Source organism: Teretinema zuelzerae (genome assembly GCF_021021555.1).
Taxonomy (GTDB): domain Bacteria; phylum Spirochaetota; class Spirochaetia; order Treponematales; family Treponemataceae; genus Teretinema; species Teretinema zuelzerae.
In genome coordinates, this window is the sequence record NZ_JAINWA010000003.1 from 1536204 (window position 1) to 1556677 (window position 20474).

At 57.1% G+C, this 20474-nt stretch carries 20 protein-coding genes; 16 read left to right on the top strand and 4 right to left on the bottom strand.

The features are described from left to right. The first annotated feature begins 27 nt into the window (after positions 1-27). The 5 genes from K7J14_RS13910 to K7J14_RS13930 are packed head-to-tail and all read left to right on the top strand — an operon-like array spanning position 28 to position 4478. Positions 28-372: a hypothetical protein gene (locus tag K7J14_RS13910; protein WP_230757630.1), complete on the top strand. Its 345-nt coding sequence runs from the start codon at positions 28-30 to the stop codon at positions 370-372. Between the two features lie 2 nt (positions 373-374). Further along, positions 375-1697 (top strand): class I SAM-dependent methyltransferase, encoded by a 1323-nt coding sequence (locus K7J14_RS13915; protein WP_230757631.1) that lies wholly within the window; start codon positions 375-377, stop codon positions 1695-1697. Next, positions 1697-2770, top strand: a complete 1074-nt coding sequence (mnmA, locus tag K7J14_RS13920) for a tRNA 2-thiouridine(34) synthase MnmA (RefSeq protein WP_230757632.1) — start codon at positions 1697-1699, stop codon at positions 2768-2770. The genes K7J14_RS13915 and mnmA overlap by 1 nt, the downstream gene beginning before the upstream one ends. 53 nt (positions 2771-2823) lie before the next feature. Further along, positions 2824-3597, top strand: a complete 774-nt coding sequence (locus tag K7J14_RS13925; RefSeq protein ID WP_408033998.1) for an oxygen-binding di-iron domain-containing protein — start codon at positions 2824-2826, stop codon at positions 3595-3597. Between the two features lie 11 nt (positions 3598-3608). Then, positions 3609-4478 (top strand): methyl-accepting chemotaxis protein, encoded by an 870-nt coding sequence (locus K7J14_RS13930; RefSeq protein WP_230757644.1) that lies wholly within the window; start codon positions 3609-3611, stop codon positions 4476-4478. Here the strand turns inward: K7J14_RS13930 and K7J14_RS13935 are convergent. Further along, positions 4455-6308 carry an ammonium transporter gene (locus K7J14_RS13935; RefSeq protein ID WP_230757647.1) on the bottom strand — a complete coding sequence of 618 codons (1854 nt, stop codon included), beginning with the start codon at positions 6306-6308 and terminating at the stop codon, positions 4455-4457. The genes K7J14_RS13930 and K7J14_RS13935 overlap by 24 nt on opposite strands. Before the next feature lie 169 nt (positions 6309-6477). Here K7J14_RS13935 and K7J14_RS13940 point away from each other — a divergent pair, with 169 nt between their 5' ends. From K7J14_RS13940 to K7J14_RS13955, 4 genes are all read left to right on the top strand, one after another. Continuing rightward, positions 6478-7293 (top strand): Cof-type HAD-IIB family hydrolase, encoded by an 816-nt coding sequence (locus K7J14_RS13940; protein ID WP_230757650.1) that lies wholly within the window; start codon positions 6478-6480, stop codon positions 7291-7293. Positions 7294-7354: 61 nt separating this feature from the next. Next, the gene (locus K7J14_RS13945; RefSeq protein ID WP_230757654.1) at positions 7355-8302 is read left to right on the top strand and encodes a CBS domain-containing protein; all 948 of its coding nucleotides are present in this window, start codon (positions 7355-7357) and stop codon (positions 8300-8302) included. Next, positions 8299-8631 carry a hypothetical protein gene (locus K7J14_RS13950; RefSeq protein ID WP_230757657.1) on the top strand — a complete coding sequence of 111 codons (333 nt, stop codon included), beginning with the start codon at positions 8299-8301 and terminating at the stop codon, positions 8629-8631. Before K7J14_RS13945 ends, K7J14_RS13950 begins: the two co-directional genes overlap by 4 nt. A gap of 12 nt (positions 8632-8643) precedes the next feature. Beyond that, positions 8644-9384 carry a PHP domain-containing protein gene (locus tag K7J14_RS13955; protein ID WP_230757660.1) on the top strand — a complete coding sequence of 247 codons (741 nt, stop codon included), beginning with the start codon at positions 8644-8646 and terminating at the stop codon, positions 9382-9384. Positions 9385-9401: 17 nt separating this feature from the next. Here the strand turns inward: K7J14_RS13955 and K7J14_RS13960 are convergent, their stop codons facing one another. Beyond that, positions 9402-11141, bottom strand: a complete 1740-nt coding sequence (locus K7J14_RS13960) for an AMP-dependent synthetase/ligase (protein ID WP_230757661.1) — start codon at positions 11139-11141, stop codon at positions 9402-9404. 48 nt (positions 11142-11189) lie between these two features. Here K7J14_RS13960 and K7J14_RS13965 point away from each other — a divergent pair, with 48 nt between their 5' ends. The 7 genes from K7J14_RS13965 (at position 11190) to K7J14_RS13995 (ending at position 18196) form a co-directional block, all read left to right on the top strand. Continuing rightward, complete coding sequence (locus K7J14_RS13965) at positions 11190-12266, top strand: C40 family peptidase (protein WP_230757664.1); 1077 nt, start codon at positions 11190-11192, stop codon at positions 12264-12266. Next, a complete protein-coding gene (locus K7J14_RS13970; protein ID WP_230757666.1) occupies positions 12256-12957 on the top strand; it encodes a hypothetical protein in 702 nt (233 codons plus the stop codon). Before K7J14_RS13965 ends, K7J14_RS13970 begins: the two co-directional genes overlap by 11 nt. 246 nt (positions 12958-13203) lie before the next feature. Next, the gene (locus tag K7J14_RS13975) at positions 13204-13680 is read left to right on the top strand and encodes an NADH-quinone oxidoreductase subunit NuoE family protein (protein ID WP_230757667.1); all 477 of its coding nucleotides are present in this window, start codon (positions 13204-13206) and stop codon (positions 13678-13680) included. Positions 13681-13684: 4 nt separating this feature from the next. Further along, entirely contained in the window at positions 13685-14245 is a 561-nt protein-coding gene (locus K7J14_RS13980; protein ID WP_230757668.1) for an ATP-binding protein, read from the top strand. A gap of 1 nt (position 14246) precedes the next feature. Then, positions 14247-14642 carry a (2Fe-2S) ferredoxin domain-containing protein gene (locus K7J14_RS13985; protein ID WP_230757670.1) on the top strand — a complete coding sequence of 132 codons (396 nt, stop codon included), beginning with the start codon at positions 14247-14249 and terminating at the stop codon, positions 14640-14642. 13 nt (positions 14643-14655) lie between these two features. Next, a complete protein-coding gene (locus K7J14_RS13990) occupies positions 14656-16434 on the top strand; it encodes an NADH-quinone oxidoreductase subunit NuoF (RefSeq protein ID WP_230757671.1) in 1779 nt (592 codons plus the stop codon). Between the two features lie 19 nt (positions 16435-16453). After that, the gene (locus K7J14_RS13995) at positions 16454-18196 is read left to right on the top strand and encodes an NADH-dependent [FeFe] hydrogenase, group A6 (RefSeq protein ID WP_230757675.1); all 1743 of its coding nucleotides are present in this window, start codon (positions 16454-16456) and stop codon (positions 18194-18196) included. Between the two features lie 108 nt (positions 18197-18304). On the opposite strand, the gene K7J14_RS14000 is transcribed toward K7J14_RS13995, so the two are convergent. Both K7J14_RS14000 and K7J14_RS14005 read right to left on the bottom strand, forming a co-directional pair. Then, a complete protein-coding gene (locus K7J14_RS14000) occupies positions 18305-19771 on the bottom strand; it encodes a M20/M25/M40 family metallo-hydrolase (RefSeq protein ID WP_230757677.1) in 1467 nt (488 codons plus the stop codon). After that, positions 19768-20463 carry a hypothetical protein gene (locus K7J14_RS14005; protein WP_230757678.1) on the bottom strand — a complete coding sequence of 232 codons (696 nt, stop codon included), beginning with the start codon at positions 20461-20463 and terminating at the stop codon, positions 19768-19770. The genes K7J14_RS14000 and K7J14_RS14005 overlap by 4 nt, the downstream gene beginning before the upstream one ends. Positions 20464-20474 lie beyond the last annotated feature (11 nt).

Sequence of the window (20474 nt, forward strand, 5' to 3'; positions counted from 1 at the left end):
CACGAACGAAAAGGGAGGGCTGGAAACATGACGATACGAGATCTGGTTGAAACCCTCCCCGCCCACATCGTATGCGGACCGGACGGCTACCAGGATTTATCGATTTCCTCGGTGCTCGCCGGCGACCTCATGAGCGACATCCTCGTCTCGGTCGAAGGCGGAGCCCTGCTGGTCACCAGTCTCGCGACCGAACAGACGATCAGAAGCGCTGACATGGTCGGCTCGCCCGCCGTGCTTTTGGTGAACGACAAGCTGCCCACAGAAGAAATGAGAACTCTCGCAATGGACCTGGACATAATTCTTTTCGCAACTCCGCTCCCCATGTACGAAGCCTGCGCGGAAATCGCCAGACTGAAACGCTTATCGGAATAACCATGAATACAGATGAAATACGATCGCTGACCCGAGAAATCATGGAACGGGGGCCTGTTTCGCTCACTCTGTCCGTCCCTGCCGGCCGGACAGAGGCCCCGGACAAGATCCGCGTCCGCAAGATCGCGCTCGCCTCGGGAGAAGCGTGGCAGGTCGAAGAAATCCGCGGATCGAAGGCCTTCCACAAAAACCTGAACGAGTCGGAGCTGCAAGACTATCTCGACGCGCAAACCGGAAACTATACCCGGGGCGAATTCCTGACAGCTTCCGGACGCCTCCAGCTGCTCGTGAACCGGAAGGGCAAGGCCACCGTGATCAGGAAGACGTCGCAGAGCGCCCCCGATGCGGCGTCCGCACCCGGCGGCGCGCAAAGCCCCGGCTCGCATTCATCAGCCTGCTGCCCGGATACAAACGCTTCCGCCGTGAGGGCGACCCAAAGCCGGTGCGCCTGCGTTCCCCCCGCTACGGCCGCTCAGCCGCATAACCGGCAAAAAAAATACATCCTCCCGGAAGGACAGCCGATTCCCTTCCTCGTCCATCTGGGAGTCATGACCGCCGACGGCAGGATAATCCGCGCGAAGTACGATAAATACCGCCAGATCAACCGTTTCCTCGAATATATAGAAGACATCCTCCCCGACGTTTGGCCGGAAAACCCGGCGGAACGCAGAGCGGAAGAACTGGTCGTCGTGGACTTCGGCTGCGGAAAATCCTACCTGACCTTTGCCGTGCAGTATTATCTTGCCGAACTGAAAAAAATCCCGGTGAGGATATACGGACTCGACCTGAAGGAAGACGTAATTACGGCCTGCAGCGCCCTCGCGCGGGACTTCGGCTGCGAAAACCTCGTCTTCTCCGTCGGCGACATCGCGAACTTCTCGGGGACAGAGGAAGCCGACCTCGTGATAACCCTCCATGCCTGCGACACCGCCACCGATTACGCCCTCGCGAAGGCGGTTCGCTGGCAGGCTCGCGGAATTCTGTCGGTTCCCTGCTGCCAGCACGAGCTTAACGCGCAGATTTCCGGAGACCTCGACCGGAGAGAACGCTCCGTATTGCGTCCGGCGTTCCGCTTCGGCCTCGTGCGGGAACGGATGGCGGCCCTCTTCACGGACGTTCTGCGGGCGGAGCTCCTCCAATCGCGCGGATACCGGGTGCAGCTCCTGGAGTTCATCGATATGGCGCATACGCCAAAAAACATACTGATCCGCGCGGTGCGCAATCCGGACGGAACACGGCCGCCCGAAGGGCAAGAGGCCGTCCAATACGAAGCTCTCCGGGATTTCCTGGGAGCCTCCCCGACCCTCGAAAAGGAGCTCATCTGATGGCGAAAATTCTTGTCGGAATGTCAGGCGGAGTAGACAGCTCCGTCGCGGCGAAGCTGCTGCTAGACCAGGGGCACGAAGTCGCCGGCGTTACGCTCAAACTCTACTCGAACGAAGACCTCGGCGAACCGGAAAAACAGGGCCGCACCTGCTGCTCGCTCGACGACATCCAGGACGCCCGGCGGGTCGCCTACAAACTCGGCATCGAGCACTTCGTCTTTAATTTTCAGGAACTCTTCGCGGAAAAGGTGATCGATAAATTCGTGTATACCTATCTGGCCGGCGCAACCCCGAATCCCTGCATCGACTGCAACCGCTTCATCAAATTCGACAAGCTTGTCGAACGGGCAATCCTCCTCGGCTACGACTACGTCGCCACCGGCCACTACGCGCGGATCGAGAAAAACCCCGAAACCGGCCGGCTCGACCTTCTGCGGGGAGCAGACCTTTCAAAGGACCAGAGCTACGTTCTGTACTGTCTGACCCAGAACCAGCTCGCCCACACTCTCTTCCCCCTCGGAGGAATGACCAAGGCGGAAATCAGGCTCATCGCGGAAGACGCGGGCCTCGTCAACGCACGCAAACCCGACAGCCAGGACATCTGCTTCGTTCCGGACGGCGATTACGCGGGCTTCATCGAACGGCGAAGCCCCGGAAAAACGAAAAGCGGCGACTTCATCGACGCTCAGGGCAACAAAATCGGCACGCATCGGGGCATCACGCATTACACCATCGGCCAGAGGCGCGGCATTGCGACCGCCTTCGGCAAACCGATGTACGTCGCCGCGAAAGACGCGAAAAACAACACGGTTACGCTCGGGGAAAACCACGAACTTTCGACGCCCGAACTCGTCGCCCGGGACCTGAACCTCATCGCGGTGGAAAAAATAGACAGCCCGATGCGGGTTACCGCGAAAATACGGTATAATCAAAAGGATCAGGGAGCCCTGCTTCTTCCCGGCGCCGACAACTCGGTCATAGTCCGGTTCGACGAACCGCAGCGCGCGGTAGCTCCGGGACAGGCTGTCGTCTTTTATCAGGGAGAACGCGTAATAGGCGGCGGAACAATTTGACTGTGCGCCCGTCATGACATACAGTATACTTGACACAGGAGAGTAATCGCATGATCGAAGAAAAAGATGTCTACGGCAAGGTTCTTTACGAGGACGATAACCATAAATACATTTGGCTGGGAACAGAAAATAAATACCGCAAGGGCGTCATCCAGACAATGCAGTACCTGATCATCGACAACGGAAGGGGCACCCTGCTCGATCCGGGCGGAGTCCATCTTTTTTCACGGGTCGTCGCTTCGGTAAGCCGATTCATCTCGATCGATAAAATCGACACTATCTTCTTCTCGCACCAGGATCCGGACGTCTCTTCGGGAATAGCCCTGTGGCTGGGAGTCACCAAGGCGAAGGTGTACATCTCTTCGCTGTGGACCCGATTCCTCCCCCACTTCGGCATTGTAGACACCTCCCGCGTACTCCCCATAGAAGACAAGGGCGGAACGCTGAGACTCTCATCCGGAACCGAGCTTCAGTTCGTGCCTTCGCATTTCATGCACTCGCCCGGTCAATTTTCGCTCTACGATCCCCGCTCGAAAATCCTCTTTACCGGAGACATCGGCGCGGCCGTCTTCGGAGAAGGACAGGAAACCCTTTTTATCGACGATTTCAAGCAGAATATACATCTCATCGAAGGGTTCCACGTACGATACATGAACTCGAACGCCGTCGTGAAAAAGTGGTGCTCGATCGTGAGAGCCCTGAATCCCGAAATGATAGCGCCCCAGCACGGAGGAATCTATCGCGGCAAGGCCGTGCAGGATTTTCTCGGCTGGCTTTCTGAACTTCGCTGCGGAGCGGATCGCCTCAACGAATACTTCGGTTCATAAGGGAGCCTGCTATGGAACGGCACGAAACAGAGCAGAACTATGAAGACGCGATAGACAAGTTCGTAGTCGGCTACAATAAAAGCATCATTCTCAATTCCGTCACCCTGCATTCGCTGGACATCCTGGATCAAGCCATGGACCAGGTCGAAAGCGGCTTGAACACCATCGTCAGCGCCTTCGAGGAAATGCGTGCGACCAGCCGGAGCACGTCCGACAACACGAACAGAATAGACTCCATGATGGGAGAGATTCTCGCGAAAAACGGAACAATGAACAACGGCATCGCAGAACGGATGAAGGAAATCGAAAACGCGGCGGCGAACGCCAGATCGATCGCGACCCTCTTCGAAGAGCTCAAACAGCGCACCCAGAGCGTCGCGGGAATTACCGGGTCGATTCAGGACGTATCGGACCGCACCGGAATCCTCGCGATCAACGCCTCGATCGAAGCGGCCCGGGCGGGAACAGTCGGAAGGGGCTTCCGCATCATCGCCAACGAGGTGCGCACCCTTGCCACCCAGACCGGAGACTTCGCCAAGCAGATAGAATCGAACATCGGCGAATTCCAGGGCACCGTTGAAACCCTGAATAAGCAGATGAGTTCCTTCGTAGACCTCTTCTCGCGTTTCAAGACCTCCTTCGCCGACATTCTCACGAGCTTCTCCGACAACGCCCGCACGATCGACGCCGCGGGCCAATCGTTGTCGGAAATAACCGGAGCGATCCGCGAGGAAGCCCAGGCCCTGAACGACGGACTGGTCTCCCTCGAGAACGTGAACGACTCCATGCGGGACACTCACGCGATTCTCGGCGTCATCCAATCGAGCCACCACTTCCTCGACACCCTGCTTGAGCAATCAAGCGATAGTATGGGGCTGTAAAGCCTGATCGAGTCTCCCCCGCAAATCCCGGACCTCCTTCGCCAGGAGAGAGAGCCGGGTGTTGTCGCGGGCGACCGCCATCACATGCACAATCTTCGTCTTCGAGCGGTCCCATATCCGGTAAAAACTGAAATCGAGGAGACGGCTTTCATAACGGTCGTACCCGGCGGACACCTTGAAATGCGTAGCCTGCAGCGGATTCATCGCCGAAATCGATCGCTCGTGATGAGACGGATCGAACATGAGGCCGATGAACTCGTCGAATCTCCGGCTCTTGTCGGGAGCGAGCATCCGGCCGAAAAGCGCCTTCACGTCACGGCCTTCCAGGTTCCTGGAAAGGAAAATCTTCTCCGTAGCGGCCGAATAATTCGGACAAATACGAAAAGCAGGGTCGATCAAAAAAAGCCCGTCGGACACATTGCTGAAAATTTCGCGATATTCGTCCTTCGCGATCGTGTTCAACTCCAATCCGGAGAGCACCCGGTTGTACAAGGCGGCGATCTGGCCCGCCTCCGTAAACGGCTCCACAGGAGCCCGAAGCGATAAATCGCCTGTTCTCGACTGCTCTTCCATAACGGAAAACAGGCCGGCGAGTTCCGTAACCGCGCCGTGCTCCGCGGCGTTCAAACCTATATGCTCTTCTGCGGGAGTTACCCGAAGCTTGAAAAAAAGATTAAAAGCCCACAAAGACGCGAGGGACAGAGGAAACGCCCATAGCGCGCAGGCCGCGACTCCTATCAGCTGAACCAGCAACTGGCTGCCGAACGCCGGAGTCGTGCCGAGAGCCGCAGGATCGCCGAAAATTCCAACCGCAAGCGTTCCCCAGATGCCGGCTGCCAGATGAACGGGAATCGCTCCGACCGCGTCGTCGATTCTCAGGGCTTCCAGCAGCTTTGTCGCCGCGAGCATCACAACGCCGGCGGCAGCGCCGATTACGATCGAATCAAGGGAACTTACAGCATGGCAGCCCGCGGTTATCGCGACCAACCCGGCAAGGGCTCCGTTCATCACATAATCCACGTCGGGAAGGCCGGTGATGGCCCAGCCGAGGAAAAGAGCCGCGACGAGGCCGGCGGCCGCGGAAAGACAAGTATGCAGAATGATGGAAGGTACCGCTCCCGTCATCGCGAGAGTGCTCCCTCCGTTGAAGCCGATCCAGCCGAACCAGAGTACGATTACGCCGGCGACTGAAAGCGGAATGTTCGAACCGGGAATCTTCGTCGCCTTGCCGTCGGCCGAATACCGGCCGGAGCGGGGTCCGAGAACGATGAGACAGGCTAAGGCGACATAGCCGCCGACCGAGTGGACGACCGTCGAGCCGGCGAAATCGACGAAACCGATCGAAGAGAGCCATCCCGCTCCGCCGCTGATAAGCTCTCCGCCGAGGCCTCCCCAGGCCCAATGGCCGAACACCGGATAGATGACGGCCGAAAGGAAAAAGGTGCTGACGATGTAGCCGGAATAGCGCATGCGTTCCGCCACCGCCCCGGAAACGATCGTCGCGGAGGTGCTGCAGAACATCGCCTGGAACAGAAAGAATACCGCGAGTGTTCCCGCGGAAAGGGTCGAGGCAGACGCGCTGAAATCGGGAGCGAACAGAGTGGTTCCGATAAGGCCCGATCGCGATGTTCCGAACATCAACGCAAAGCCGAAAAGCCAAAACACCAAAAGAGACACGCCCAGATCGGTGAGATTCTTCACCGCGACATTGATGCTGTTTTTGCTCCGGGTCATTCCCGACTCAACCATGGCGAAGCCCGCCTGCATAAAAAAGACCAACGCGGCGGCGACCGTCACCCATAACCAGTTCAAAAGCGTTTGAAAATCCATACAACTCTCCTCGCGCGTCCTGCGGGGAGATCCGATAGCAGATGAGGGATCGCCCCCAGCACCTGCGCTGTATGCATAAATATACAATCATAATGCATATAAATGCATAACAATGCAATATCTCAATCGTCTCTTTTCCAAAAAATAAAAAAAAAGTAGTATACGACCCATGAAACTACAACCCGGCATCATCGCAATGGACCTGGACGACACCCTTCTCCGCCACGATCTCACCATTTCAGACCGCACGGTAGCAGACCTGAAAATTGCCATGGAAAAGGGCATAACTGTCATCCTCGCGTCGGGGAGATCTCCCGGAGCAATGCGGCAATACGCGGAACGGATCGGAATCGACCGGGCGAACAGCTTCATGGTCTGCAACAACGGGGCGGAGATCATCGCATCCGATACTGAAAAAACCGTTCTCGAACACTTTCTCCCGGAAGACATCGCCATAGAAGCGTTCCGACTGGTCAAGGACGCCGGCCTTTCCTGCCATATCTACGAAGACGACATCATCCACGTTTCAAAAGAAACAGAATTCTCCGACCGCGACTGGAAGCTTTCAGGACTCAAACCCGTCGTGCCGGCCGATTACGAGGAGCTTCTCCGCAGAGGAGCCTACAAGCTCGTAATACCCGGAGACCCCGAATACATCGTCCCCGTGGAAGCCGAATTCAAGGTGATATTCGAAAACAGGGCGACCATCTTCGTCAGCAAACCATACTTTCTGGAACTCCTTCCCCTCAACTGCGGCAAAGGCGAAGCGCTCAAACACATCGCGGAGAACATCCTCGGCCTCGAGAGGGACAGAGTAATGGCCTTCGGCGACAGCATGAACGACGAATCCATGATCAAATACGCCGGACAGAGCGTCGCGATGTGCAACGGAAGAAAGGAAATACTGGATCTCGCCGCATATTGCACCCGCCGATCGAACGACGACGACGGAATCGCGGACTTTCTCGAAGAATTCGTGCTCTAAGAACCCGCTTATCCGGACTTTTCTGTACGCATGAACCGGGGTGTAGTATACTTAAGCGCATATGCTTGCAATACCGATACATCAGGATAATTCGCCGGAAGCGGTTCTGGAGATTCTGTTTCAACTCAAGGTGCGCGACGTCATGACGCACCACATCCTCACCGGAAAGCCCTCGGAATCGCTGAGGGACATCCGCGAAGTCATGAGGAAAAACAGGATCACCGGCATACCCATAGCCGACCAGGGAACGCTTCTCGGCATCGTTTCGATGGACGACATAATAACCGCCCTCGACGAAGGATGGATGGACGACCCGGCAAGCCTCCACATGACCACAAAGGTGATCGTCCTCCAGGACACCATGTCCCTTTCCTTCTGCGTATCGTACTTCAACAAATACTCTTTCGGCCGCTTTCCCGTTCTGGACAAGGATTCCAAACTGGTCGGCATAGTCACCGCATCGGACGTGATCTCGACCTTGCTGGTCGCTCTCAACAAGGAAATCGGACGGATACAAAGCGAAGACGCCGCATCGATCGCGGAAGGTAAAATGAACGCGGCCGAGCCTGATTCAGGATGCAGGATAGTCGAGTTCAAGACCGAACCGTTCAATTTCGAAATCGCGGGCCGCGCCTCGACAGAGGTAAAGAAAATACTCAAAGGGCTCGGCATAGACCCGGCGATCACCCGCCGCATCGGGATCGCGAGCTACGAGCTTGAGATAAACCAGGTCGTGCACTCGGAAGGCGGAACGATGAAGTACTCCATCACTCCGGACCGCCTGGTCATAGAAGCCGTCGATATCGGACCGGGAATACCGGATCTTTCGAAGGCGATGACGGAAGGATTCTCCACCGCGACCGAGCGGGTCAGATCCCTCGGCTTCGGAGCCGGCATGGGATTGCCGAACACGAAACGAGTATCGGACGATTTCACCATAGAGTCTGAAGCGGGCACAGGAACCCGCGTCCAGGCGATCTTCAACCTGAAAGGAAGCGCAACGCCATGAAAACAAGCGAACTCGCCGGATATCTGGGGGCGGAAAGCCTCAATACCGAATGGACGGACAGGGACATCAAGGGCGTCTACACGACGGACCTCTTAAGCGACGCGATGGCGAACGCAGTGGACAACGGGATACTCGTCACTATTCAGGCGCATAAAAACACAGTAGCCGTCGCCACGCTGAAGGACCTCGCCGCGATAGTAGTCTGCAACAACCGCCCGATACCGGACGACATGATGGAGGCGGCGAAGGAAGAACAAATCGCGCTGTTTCTGACGAAGGAAAGCCAATTCGTCGTATCCGGCAAACTCTATCAGGCGTTCAAGGCATAGCAGGAATTTTTAATGATTATCAGAGCGGATCTCCATATCCACTCATGCCTCTCGCCCTGCGGGGATCTGTCGATGTCACCCCGCGCGATCGCCGGAACCCTCGCGTCCCGCGGCGTTAACCTCGCGGCCCTCACCGACCACAACAGCGCGCTCAACTGTCCCGCCTTCGACGTCGCCTGCCGCGAAGCCGGCATTGCCGCGCTTTTCGGCATCGAAGCCCAAACCCGGGAGGAATGCCACATGCTCTGCCTGTTTGCAGAACCCGAAACAGCCCTGAAGCTCGGTGAAGAGCTCTATGCCGTTATGCCGCCCGTGCCCAACAATCCCGGCAAAATGGGCGACCAGGTCTACGTCGACGAGAACGAGGATATCCTGGGAGAGGTTGAAAAATACCTGGTGACGAGCGCCGATATCGGAATAGACGAGCTCGCAGACCGGGTCCATGAACTCGGAGGCATCGCCGTCCCCGCTCATGCGGACCGCCCGGCCTTCTCCCTCGTAAGCCAGCTCGGCTTTATTCCGGAAGGAAACTGGGACGCGCTCGAACTGGTGCGCCTTCCGCTATCGGAGCCGGCGGCTCGGGAGCTCGATACGCGCGGGTATCCGCTGATCACCTCGAGCGACGCGCACTACATCGAACATCTGGCGCGAAGACCCTTCGACCTCGACATCGCAGACGCCCCCCTGCTCCGCGCGGACGGGCGCGTCGACATGGAAACAATACGGGCCGCCCTTGCGAGGCGGCCCCGTTAAATGCTGATACGCAAATCTTAGTTCGAATACGCGCGCTTCACCTTTCGGGTCGTGGTCATTTCCAACGGCTCGGGGATCAGCGTGGTTTTGCTGATTCTCTGATACGGCTGCAGGCCCTTGTTCACCCGCTCGACAATGTCGTCGACGGCGGTTCGCACCGGATCTTCCGCCTCGGGGGTTCCGCGCATGACATTAAGCCTTTTCAGCAAGTCGTCGGCAGGATACACCAAGGCCTCGATGCCTTCGCTCTTGGTCTCGGCGTCCATCAGATATCCGCGAACGGTGATCTGTTCGATGTCGTTGTAATACAGCTGGAACGCGTTCTCGATTTCTTCGGGATACACGTTCTTACCGCCTTCGGTAACGATCATATTCTTCGCCCGGCCGCACAGATACAGATAATGTTCGTCGTCGAGACGTCCGAGGTCGCCTGTCTTGAACCAGCCGTCGTCGGTGAACACATCGGCGGTCGCTTCGGGCATTTTGTAATAGCCCTTCATGACCATCGGCCCCTTTATCGCGACCTCTCCGACGCCGTTTTCGTCCGGATCGAGAATTTTCATCTCCATATGGGGAGGAAAATACCGGCCGACGCTGTCTATCTTGAAATTCTCGACGGGATTCAGGGCGACGATCGGGGACGTTTCGGTCAAGCCGTAACCCTGGATGAAGTCGATGCCGAGTTCGTTGTACACCCGGAACACGCTCGCGGCGAGCGGTCCGCCGCCCGAAATCGCGATGCGCAGCGTCGCAAGACTGGCCTTGTCGAGAACTGCGTGGAAAATTTTCTTTCCAGGATTTTTCCCGGTGATCTTTTTGACGAGATAGGAAACGCCCATGAGGAATTTCATCAGGCCGTAGACTACGGGACCCTTGTCCTTGATTCCCTTCATGATGCCGGCAAGGAGTTTGTTGAAAAGCAGGGGCACTCCGAGAAGCATGGTGATCTTGCCCTCGCGGAGCTCTTTGAGCATGCGTGAAACCGCCATGCTCTTTCCGAACACCACTTCCGCTCCCACGGAAATCGCTTCGATGAATACGGCGAGCATGGTATAGGAGTGATGGATGGGCAGAAGCGCGTAAAAGACGTCGGTGGCATATATGGAAAGATTCGACTGGGCTATATAGCAGTCTGAAACCAGGTTTCGATGGGTGAGCATGACTCCCTTCGGAGTGCCCGTCGTACCGGAAGTAAACATGATCGCAGCAAGGTCCTCTTCTCCGGCAGGAACGATGGACGAGAGAGCCGCTTCGAGATTCTTGGGCTGCAGATTGTACGGATAGGCTCCGGGATCCTTTTTGCTCAGCGACATCACCTTCCAGGAGGACTTCAGAGAGACAAAATGCTCGTGCTTTTCCTCGTCGACGAAGAAATACGCCGGATCTGAAGCCTTTAAAAGGTTTTCAATTTCGTGATCGTGCAGGCCGTAATCTATCGGAATGACGACCGCTCCCGCGTACAGAGTCGCCAGATACGTCACCGCCCATTCGGGAGAGTTTTTTCCGGATACCGCGACGTGATCGCCCTTTTTCACGCCGTTTTCATGAAGCCATGCCGCAAGAGTTTTAACCTTTGCCAGCGCTTCGTTGTATGTAAGGGTGATGCGCTCGCTTTCGAAAACGGTAAAACAGGGCCGGGAACCGTATCTCTCGACCGTTATGGAAAACATCTCAGGAAGGGTCGGCCACTCGCCGGTGAAAGTCTTTCCGCGCCAGGAGTCAAGAAAGGCCCAGGGACTGCGTTCGATCAATTTCATAATAACCTCTTATAAAAAAAACGGGAGTGTATTAGTATGACAATAAGTATGACACACATTACATTTTCAGGGTTGCATATTACCATAAAAAAACCGATCAAATCGATGCTCGCGGCCGGCTTCATCATACTGTTGTTCGGTTCCCAGCCGCTCGCCTCCCAGGCTCTCGCGGCGGCGGAAAAAGGACAGCTGAAAACGAGGGATCTGTTCGTCAGGAGCGCGAGAACCTACCTCGGCACTCCGTACCGTCTCGGAGGCGCATCGCGCGCCGGAATGGACTGCTCGGGGCTCGTAATGGCAGCGGCGAACGAAGGCGCGGGAATTGCTACTCCCAGAACGGCCGCGACGATCGCCGAATGGACGACGCGGATCGCGAACGACGCGCGCGAACCGGGAGACCTCCTGTTTTTCGGCTCGGGCTCTGGAATCAACCATGTCGGAATATATCTCGGAGCCGGCTCCTTCATCCATGCCGCCTCGGACGGCCCGAAAACCGGAGTCATCATATCCGATCTGCAGGAAAACTACTGGAAGAAGCACTATCTCTACGCGGGCCGCTTCCTGCCGCCGGATAACCTCAGACGGGCGGAACCGGGAGCGCTTCCGGAAACGCGCGCCGCGCAGAATACCGAAGATAGCGGGACCGGCGGCGGACAGAGCATGTTCGCCGGCATCCCCTTCGAAGGTCGCGCAGGCTTCCGCGTTACGCTTACCGGCGCCGGCCTGTGGGATATGATGCCGGGTGTTCCATTTTTTCGCGGCGGCTCGGTCAACGCGGACATCGCCTGGGTGAAAGGCGTTTCCGTCTATCCGGGACTCGGAGCGGGCTTTGCGGCGGACGCCAGGACCGGATCGCTCAGCATTCCCCTGACCGCGTCGATCGGCACTTCCACCGGATTCAAGTTCTTCATCGGCACGCAGATACACCTTGCGGCGGACGACGAGCTCGATTCGTCGCCGCAATTCCCCGGCATCATCGGTCTGGGATGGAACTCGCCGCCGGCGGCGCTGCTTGGACAACGGATCAGCTTTTGGCAGTCGGCCGAATACTCATGGTTTCCCGACGATACTAGCGGCACCGGATTCAGATTCGGCACGGGGGTAAGCCTCTATTATGATCTATAAAAACATCGAAACGGCCGCTTTCTTTTGCATCGCTCTCGCCTGCGCCGCCTTATCGGCATGCGCCCCACAGGCAACGCTTACCCTGAAACCCGAAGGCGGCGCGCGCATTGATTTTCAGATGACGATTTCCCCGAACGCGGAAAAAACCCTTGAACGGTTTACCGGAACCGGCGGGGACAGAGGAATATTCGACGTCCAAGCGATACAGACAAGCCTTGCCCTCGCCGGTTTCAAATCGGCCTCCGCGGAAATCGCGCAAAACGCATCCCTCAGCCTTTCTATTCCCGCGGAAAAGGGGCAACAATATCCGGGAGACGCGATTCTCGTCGACCATGACAAGAAGACGGCCTCGCTTTCCCTCTCCCGAGATAACCTTTCCGCCGTTTTCGCCGTCTTTCCGCCGGAAACCCTGGATTTCCTCGAACTCCTGATGGCGCCGGCGTTCACCGGAGAAGAGCTCGATCGCGAAGAATACGTCGACATCATCGCTTCCGCCTACGGAAAAACCGTCGCCGGCGATCTTGAAAACTCCGCACTGAGCTTCACCATCCGCGCCCCGGCCCCGATGACCGTCACCGGTTCCAGTGCCGGACTCCAATACAAAAAACTGAACTCTGCGATAGTCTGCACGATTCCGCTCGTCGATCTGCTGGTCCTTTCCGAACCAATCACGCTCGACATGCGCTGGTAACGATTTCTGCGCGCGGCTTCTCCGAACTTGCCGGAGAAGCTCGCGACAAACACCCTTGAAAACCGCCTCATTTACAAAGAGTTTTCCCACAATTTTCCATATCGTGCTAAAATGGACGAATAGTACTGGACTGAAGCAGATGAAATTCGCCCGCGCTTAACGGATTGAAAATATCTTGTCTTATTAGTACAATACTCGAAGCATATATCGATATAATTTTATCGAGTGTAAATTGGGGGTTTTTACATGGCTACAGCGTGCGAGTTCTCGAACGAACTCAATGCTTTTATCGACGAATGGAAGACGAAACCGGGCAATCTTATCATGATCCTTCACCGGGTTCAGGAAGAGCAAGGGTTCATCTCCAAGGAAGCCGCTATGGAAGTAGCGGGCCGCACAGGAAATCCATTGGCCCGGGTCTACGGGACGATGTCGTTTTATCACTTCTTCAAGACAGTTAAACCCGGAAAGAACAGAATTTCCGTCTGCCTCGGAACCGCCTGCTATCTCAAGGGCGGCCAGGACCTGATCGATGAGTGCAAGAGCATGCTCGGCCTCTCCGGCGAGCAGATCACCACGGAAGACGGTCTTTTTTCCGTCGAGCCCGTGCGCTGCATCGGCTGCTGCGGTCTCGCTCCCGTTCTATCCGTCAACGGCGACGTATACGGCAAGCTGACCCGCGACCAGATCGACGGAGTCATCGCCAAATACAAGACAGAATAGGCTCATGCACTTCACGCTCTGCGATATGTTCAGCGATTTGACCCAGAACGCGGTCGAAGCAGGCGCCCGGACTATCACAGTGGAGCTGGACCAGAGCCCCGCCCGCATCGGCTTTCGAGTGAAGGACGACGGAAAGGGAATGACGGCTGAAGAACTGCAAAAGGCCTCGGATCCGTTTTACACCGACGGGATCAAGCATCCCGGCAGAAAAATCGGACTCGGAATACCGTTTTTAATCCAGACTGCCGAAAGCACCGGCGGAACCTGGAACATCAGTTCGGAAAAAGGAAGGGGAACGCTTCTCGAAAGCGCCTTCGATCCGACGAACATAGACACGCCGCCGGTCGGCAGTGTCGCCGGATTCATTCGGCAGGTTTTGACTCTCGAAGGCTCGTACGAGATGATAGTCAGGCGCACCCGGAAAACGGACGCAGGGGACGAAACATCGTACGAGGTGCGGAGGTCGGAGCTGCTGGAGGCTCTCGGACTCGCGGAAGCGGGCTCCTTTACGGATGCGAACGCTCTCGCGCTTCTCGGAACATATCTGGAATCAATGGAGGAATAACATGGCTAAAATGTCGCTGGAAGACCTGCGCAAGCTGAGGGAATCTACCCAACAGCAGATTAAAAAGCGCGATACCGATGATAAAATCGCCCAGATCGTGGTGGGAATGGGAACCTGCGGAATCGCCGCGGGCGCGAAAGAAACACTCGACGCCTTCGTGAAGGAACTGGACGACAAGGGAATGGGCGGAGACGTCATCATCCGCCAGACAGGCTGCATGGGCCTGTGCCAGAACGAACCCACCGTCGAAGTGATCATGCCCGGAATGCCCAGCATCATCTACGGCGGAGTCAATGCCGCCGTGGCCCGCGGAATCGTGGAAAAGCACCTGATGAAAAAGGAACTTCTCAACGAGCGCATTCTGGACCGTCCTGCCGTGGACATTCTGAAGAAGTAAGGAGCAAAAGACAATGGCATACACCCACTACATACTTGTCTGCGGAGGAACCGGATGCGAATCCAGCGGAGCGGACAATATATTCAACACCCTTCAGACCGCGGCCAAAGAGGCCGGAGTCAATGATAAAGTCCAGATCGTAAAGACCGGATGCTTCGGATTCTGCGAAAAAGGTCCGATCGTCAAGGTTCTGCCCGAAGACTCCTTCTACGTCGAGGTAAAGCCCTCCGACGCCAAGGAAATCATCGAGGAACAGATCGTAAAGGGACGCGAAGTAAAGCGCCTCCTCTACAACAAGGACAAGAAAGCTAATCAGGTAGAAGAGATCGAGTTCTACCAGAAGCAGCTCCGCATCGTATTGCGCAACTGCGGCGTCATCAATCCCGAGAATATCGAAGAATACATCGCCCGCGACGGATATCTCGCCCTGGAAAAGGCTCTCTTTTCCCTCACTCCCCAGCAGATCGTCGACGAAATCAAGGCTTCCGGTCTGAGAGGCCGCGGCGGCGCCGGATTCCCCACCGGACTGAAATGGGAAGCCGGCCTCAAGGCCGCAGGCGACGTTAAATACGTCGTGTGCAACGCCGACGAAGGCGATCCGGGCGCGTACATGGACCGTTCCACCATCGAAGGCGATCCCCACTCGGTGATCGAAGCGATGACCATCTGCGGAAAGGCGATCGGAGCAAACACCGGTTTCGTCTACATCCGCGCAGAATATCCCCTCGCCGTAGACCGCCTCAAGATAGCGCTCAACCAGGCCCGCGAAGCAGGACTTCTGGGCAAGAACATTCTCGGCTCCGGATTCGATTTCGACATTGAAATCCGCCTCGGCGCCGGAGCCTTCGTATGCGGCGAAGAAACAGCTCTTCTCCGCTCGATCGAAGGCCAGCGCGGAATGCCCACGCCGAAGCCCCCGTTCCCCGCGCAGTCCGGACTCTGGGGAAAACCCACGATCATCAACAACGTTGAAACCTGGGCGAACATCCCGGTCATTCTCAATAAAGGCGCCGAATGGTTCGGAAAAATCGGAACGGCCGACTCCAAAGGAACAAAGGTATTCGCGCTGACCGGAAAGGTTAAAAACTCCGGCCTCGTCGAAGTTCCGATGGGAACCACCCTCCGCGAAATCATTTTCGAAATCGGCGGCGGCATCAAGAACGGAAGGAAGTTCAAGGGAGTTCAGACCGGCGGTCCTTCCGGCGGAATCCTGACGGAAGAAGCCCTCGACACTCCGATCGACTTCGGCGCGCTCACCCGGCTCGGCTCCATGATGGGCTCAGGCGGAATGATCGTCATGGACGAAGACGACTGCGTAGTCGACGTTTCGAAGTTCTACATGGAGTTCTGCGTGGACGAATCCTGCGGCAAGTGCTCGCCCTGCCGGATCGGAACGCATCAAATTCATTCGCTTCTGGAGAAAATCTCCCGGGGCAACGGATCGATGGAAGATCTCGATAAAATCAAGGAAATCGGATTCGCGATGCAGAAGAGCTCGCTGTGCGCGCTCGGACAGTCGGCTCCCAATCCGACTCTTTCCACGATCAAGAAATTCGAGGACGAATACGTCGCGCACATCAAGGACAAGAAATGCGCCGCGGGCAAGTGCAAGCACCTCGTCGTGTTCGAAATCAACGAGAAGTGCATCGGTTGCGGCGCATGCGCCCGCAAGTGCCCGGCGAACTGCATCACCGGCGAGAAGAAAACCCGCCATACGATCGACCAGTCAAAGTGCCTGAAGTGCGGCGAGTGCTTCAACACCTGTAAATTCGGCGCAGTCGTCAAAGCGTAAGGACTCAAGGAGAAGCATAATGATTAACGTCAAAATAAACGGAAAAGCCCTGCAGGTGGCGGAGGGAACAACCATCCTCGCCGCCGCTAAACAGGCCAACGTAAAGATCCCCTCTCTCTGCTACAATTCCGATCTCCCGGCATGGGCGTCCTGCGGCATCTGCATCGTGCGCCAGGAAGGAACGGCGCGCATGCTCCGCGCGTGCTGCACCAAGGTCACCGAGGGAATGAGCGTCATCACCCACGATCCGGAAATCGTCAAGGCGAGACGGACTGTGCTTGAACTCATCCTTTCCAACCATCCCCAGGAATGCCTCACCTGCACACGCAACAACAATTGCGAACTGCAGAGCCTCGCGGCTGAATTCGGCCTGCGCCAGATCCGCTTCGACCACTTCATCATCGATCGGCCGATCGACAACACCAACGACGCGATCGTGTTCGACCGCAACAAGTGCATCAACTGCGGCCGCTGCGTCGAAGTGTGCCAGCAGGTGCAGGGCGTCAACGCGATCGAGTACCAGGGACGCGGCGGAAAGACCGTCATCGGACCGGCGGCACTCGCCAACCTCGCCGATTCTCCCTGCGTTCGCTGCGGCCAGTGCGCGGTCCACTGCCCCGTCGGCGCAATCTATGAAGCGCACGGAAGCAGGAAGATCTGGGATCGCCTCGCCGATCCGGAAGTCACCACCGTCGTACAGATCGCTCCCGCGGTCCGCGTAGCGCTCGGCGAAGAATTCGGACTCGAGCCCGGCGCTCTTTCCACCAAAAAGATCTACACCGCGCTCCGCCAGATCGGATTCAACTACGTATTCGATACCAACTTTTCCGCTGACCTCACCATCATGGAAGAAGGAACCGAACTCATCGGCAGGCTTCTTGAAGGAAAGGGCGAAATTCCGCTCTTCACATCCTGCTGCCCCGCCTGGGTCGATTACGCGGAGAAGAACTGCCACGATCTGCTCCCCCACGTCTCCTCTGCGAAGAGCCCCCAGCAGATGATGGGCGCGATGATCAAAACCTATTGGGCGGAAAAGGCTAAAATCGATCCGGCGAAAATTTTCTCCGTATCCGTCATGCCCTGCACGGCAAAAAAATACGAATGCAAGCGGGACGAGTCTATGAACTCTTCCGGCTTCCAGGATGTCGATTCCGTCCTGACGACCCGGGAACTCGCCCGTTTCATCAAGCAGGCGGGAATCGACTTCAATTCCCTCGCGGAAAGCGAAGCCGATAATCCCCTCGGACCGTACACCGGAGCGGGAACGATCTTCGGAGCGACCGGAGGCGTCATGGAAGCGGCTCTCCGCACGGCATACGCAGTGATCACCGGCAGCGAACTCGGCGACATCAACTTCGTTCCGGCTCGCGGATTGCAGGACGTGAAGGAAGCGACCGTCAACGTGAAGGGCAAGGATCTCCGCATCGCGGTCGTCCATCAGCTCGGAAACGTCGCGGCCGTCGTCGACGCGGTGCGCGCGTCCAAGGCAAAGGGAGGGGAACCCCTCTATCACTTCATCGAAGTGATGGCCTGCCGCGGCGGATGCGTATCCGGCGGCGGACAGCCCTACGGAGCGGACGACGAAGTCCGCGCAAAGCGCGCCACAGGCCTCTACACGGACGACACCAAGAGCGAAATCCGGGTTTCCCACAAGAACCCCTACGTTCAGCAGGTATACACCGAGTATCTGGGCAAGCCGAATTCGGAAAAGGCTCACCACCTTCTTCACACTCACTACGTAAAGCGCCCGCTGTATAAATAACGCGAGGCGGCGGCCTTCCGAAAGGAAGGCTCAACCGCTTGCGAAATAAAAAAGCCCTGCCCGGAAGCATATCCCGGGCAGGGCTTTTTTTTGTTCAACGGCTTTATTTCATGCCTTGTCCGAATTAAGACGGCCTATCAGATTCCAGAAAAAAGAACAGGTAAGAGGAATTTTCGCGACAGGGATGCGCTCGTTTCGCGCGTGCATGGTTCCGCGCTCTTCTTTGGAGAGCTCCATCGCGGAAAACTTCAGAACGTTGTCGCAGATGCGGGAAAAATGCCGCGAGTCGGTGCATGCGACCATGAGATACGGCGCCGGCACGGCCTCGGGCCAGACCGCTCTGATGGATTCGGAAACAGCCTTCCATGCGTTCGAATCCGTAGAAGCGACCGGAGACGGGTCGTTTCCGTACGCGAGGGAGACCTTCACCCGATCGTCGCGGACGCGGGATTTAATCTCGGAAAGAGTCCCCTCGACCGTATCGCCGGAGAGGAGGCGGAGATTGAAACCGGCGCTCGCGAGCGACGGCATCACATTGAACGCGGGCCCGCCTGAAAGAGTCGTCGCGCAGCAGGTCGTGCGCATCATAGCGTCGAGCTCGCCGCCGGAGAGTCTGCAGATCAATTTGAACAACGGCAGAAAAATCCGTATATTGGCGAACAGAACCCGGTAGCCGAACGAAGATCTCCGGCCGAGGACATCGAACATCGCGGCCGAGGCCGGGGACAAGCGTGCGGGAAACGGCCGGGAAAGAACCGAACGTATCGCGCGGGCGAGGATATCCACCGTCTGCCGCCTGGGCGGAGCCGAAGCGTGGCCGCCGTTGCTTTCTACCGCAAGCTCGACGTTCATCATCCCTTTTTCCGCGATGCCTACCACCGCGCAGGGCTGAGAGACTCCGGGAAACACGTTCGAGACGACGGCTCCGCCTTCGTCCAGCACCAGGGAAGGACGGACCCCGAGCGACTTCAAGTGCTCGACGATCGCGGGAGCGGACGGTCCGAACACTTCCTCGTCTCCGGAGAACGAAAGCCAAATATCCCGGTCGGGAACAAAACCCTCGCGGATTCTCGCCTCGACGGCTTCCATAATCCCGCAGAGCGTAATCTTCGTGTCGATCGCGCCCCTGCCCCACAAGACGCCGGCGTCGTCTATCTTCCCGGAAAAGGGCTCATGAACCCAGCCTGTCTCTGTCGCGGGAACGACATCGTAATGAGCCATAAAAACGACCGACTCTTCAGCGGACTTCCCCTTCCAGCGGTACAGCACTCCGCTCGGACCGATGAGCTCCCGGGAACAGACACGGGATGCTTCCGGGTACAGGCTTTGAAGAAGATCGCGGAAATCCGAAAATACCCGAAGGTCAGACTTCGCGGGGTCGATATTCGATACAGTCGGAATCCTGATCATCTCGGAAAGATGAGCGCTCACCGACTCTTCGCTGAACGGATGTTCCGTCAGGGAGACCGGCGAATCGGCCGGCGGTTTGAAAAGAGCCGCGCGAATCAAAACGAATGCAACAAACAGAACGAACAGAATAAGCGCGGCGAAAAACGCCTGGGTCATCATGCTCATAGAAGGCCTCGCGTATAGAGCAGTCGGGCGAAGCCGATCGAAACAAGGGCTCCGACGGGGACGAGAAGGCTTACGGCCCCCGCAAGCGAAGGCACCGCAAGGAAGAGAATCACCATCGCGGCCAGGGGAGCGACAGAAATCTTCCAGTTGCGCGCGACGAATACGACCGCAAGCCCTCCGAACAGGGCGGGGAGAATCATTTTAAATGCGGGTTTCAATACCGGCATGGCGAGAATCGGCGAAAGCCGCGAGAAAAGAGCAACGCCGAGAACGAGGATCAGCGTCGTTACGATCGAGGTGACCGCGATCGCGATAGTGGAAAGAACCTCGCCCGCTTCCGTGCCGGGCTTAACCCCGGCGTTCTGCATGGCCGAAAGAGCGGCGGGCGCTTTCAAATTCGTGATGTTTCCCGTGACGAAGGCGAGATAAGTTCCTCCGGAACCGAGCATCGGCGCGTAGGTGAGGACCTCGATCGCGCATACGGTCCAGAAAACGGGAGCTACGGCCAGAAGCCCTTTCAATACCGGCATAAAGCCGGGCCAGGCGTTGTAGCGAACCGATATCGCGAACGGAACGGCCAGCATGACCGCAAGGGCGGCGAACATCCAGGCCCGGCCCCAGGTATGGACGTTTCGCTCGTATCCGGTCAAAACGGGTACAGGATCGCTATGCGCGCAATTTTCTTGTTTCATATTATATTCCT